General features: G+C 32.8%; 1 pseudogene. It reads right to left on the reverse strand.

Going from position 1 to position 594, the window contains the following annotated elements:
- Positions 1-594: pseudogene (locus tag AC1DJR_RS32750) on the reverse strand (XRE family transcriptional regulator); the annotation flags it as partial.

Consider the following 594-nt stretch of genomic DNA (forward strand, 5'->3'; position numbering starts at 1 on the left):
CCATTATGATATTCCCAATGAGAAATTACTTCTTCTTTTTCTAAATCAATAAGAACATTTTCTAATTGTTCGCGAATACGATTAGGTTTTTGTTTCTGGTTTATACCCATAACTGCTAACAAACCTTTATCTCCACCTATAGAATAAGGTCTTTGTAAACTAGAAAACATTTGACGTATTCTCCATTGCCATGTCAAATATCGAATTAATCTTTTATGATATTTGTGTCTATAACTATTATATTCAAGTGCCTTTTTTGATAATAATGCGGTAGTACTATTAGATCCATATAGATATCCGGATAAGAAACTTCCCGGTTTGATTCGGCACGATTCTATCCCCATGTATTCGTTTGTGTTTTTATCTCTCCATAGAACTACGGAATCTAATACAAATAGTCTTTTAATTACCTCGCGTTTTACTTCATAATGCTTACCTGTTTCAGCGCGATCATTTAATACGACTATTTCATTGTCATCATTTAGATATATAAAAATACTCGCTAGGGCCGCAATCCGTTTCGCTACTTTAATTTTATCTTCTACCCTATAATATTCGACACCACTTGCCTTAGCCTTTGAAATACTGCACATT

Source organism: Bacillus sp. 05T31, from assembly GCF_056396725.1.